This window comes from Pseudomonas sp. RW407 (genome assembly GCF_003176655.1).
Lineage (GTDB): Bacteria > Pseudomonadota > Gammaproteobacteria > Pseudomonadales > Pseudomonadaceae > Pseudomonas > Pseudomonas delhiensis.
The window spans coordinates 1-1,402 of the sequence record NZ_QGSL01000032.1; the positions used below are offsets into that span (position 1 = coordinate 1).

Below are 1,402 nucleotides of genomic sequence, written 5' to 3' on the forward strand. Positions count from 1 at the left end.
CGGTACGACTCACCCACATAGGTGACAAATCGGTTCAGGCACATGGGTAACAGTTTCTAACCTGCAGGGGTCACCTCACGAGGACTGGCCCATGCCTTGGCGAGAGCTGAAACCTATGGATGAGAAAGTACTGTTCATTGCCGACTATCTGCGTGAGCTCTACAGCTTCACTGTGTTGTGCGAGCGCTTCGGCATCAGTCGCAAGACCGGCTACAAATGGGTGGAGCGCTACCGACACGCGGGTCTGGAGGGGCTGGACGAACAAAGCCGGCGCCCCCATAAGCAAGCGTTTACGACGCCTTACGTGATCCGCGAATACATCCTCAAGTTACGTCGGGATTCGAATGTCGATTTAGGCCCGAAGAAGATCCAGGTGCTGGTCGAGCAGCGTTACCCCGGGCAGAGCCCTTCGCGGACCACGATTTACAACATCCTCAAGCAGGCGGACCTGATCGCGCCGCGACGAGTGCGCCAGCGGATACCAGCTTATCCAAAACCACTGACCCCGGCGAAGGCTCCCAACGACCTCTGGACGGCCGATTACAAAGGGCAGTTCCTCACCCGCGATGGGCAATGGTGCTACCCGCTTACGGTCATGGACCATGCCAGCCGCTACCTCCTGGCCTGCGATGGACTGCTTGGCCCACGCCTGGCCGAAACGCAGGCGGTCTTCGAGCGCCTGTTCCGTACCTACGGACTACCGTCCCGCCTGCGCACGGACAACGGCACGCCCTTTGTCAGCAAGGGGCGGGCGGGCCTGTCGCGGTTATCCATCTGGTGGTTGCGCCTGGGCATCCTCCCCGAACGCATCGCACCCGGCCACCCGGAACAGAATGGTCGCCATGAGCGTATGCACCGCACGCTCAAATTCGCCACTGTCCAGCCACCCGAGGCTGATCTGAGCAGTCAGCAGACCTGCTTCGAGAACTTCCTGCAGCACTACAACCATGAGCGGCCGCATGAAGCCCTGGAGCAGAAAACCCCGGCGCAGTGCTATGTCCCTTCACCACGAGCCTTCCCGGACCGCCTGCCTGAGCCCAGTTATCCAGGGCACATGGAGGTATACCGGGTCGACGGCGCAGGCTTGGTCAATCGACGGGGAATGCAGATTTATGTGGGCTATGTGCTACAGCGCGAACTCGTCGGACTGGAACTCACCGGTGAGGGCATCTGGGCTGTGCATTTCGGCCCAATCGTTATCGGCAAGCTGGACGAACACGAGCGAAATGATCGATACCTGACGATGCGAGTGTCACCCATGTGACTGAACTCATTTGTTACCCATGTGCTTGTCCTCTACATTGCCCGCATACGGGCCCGATGGAGCCGGGCTACCCTCGCGAATTCCCCCGCCACGGAGGCCCGCCCCGAGGGTACGTCCCTGTAGCCCATCGGGGCTCTC

1 protein-coding gene is annotated in these 1,402 nt (G+C 60.5%); it reads left to right on the plus strand.

Annotated features, from left to right (window positions below; all coding sequences use genetic code 11):
• Window positions 1–91 precede the first annotated feature (91 nt).
• Window positions 92–1,264 carry an integrase core domain-containing protein gene (locus tag DK254_RS05675; protein WP_109933014.1) on the plus strand — a complete coding sequence of 391 codons (1,173 nt, stop codon included), beginning with the start codon at window positions 92–94 and terminating at the stop codon, window positions 1,262–1,264.
• Window positions 1,265–1,402: the final 138 nt, after the last annotated feature.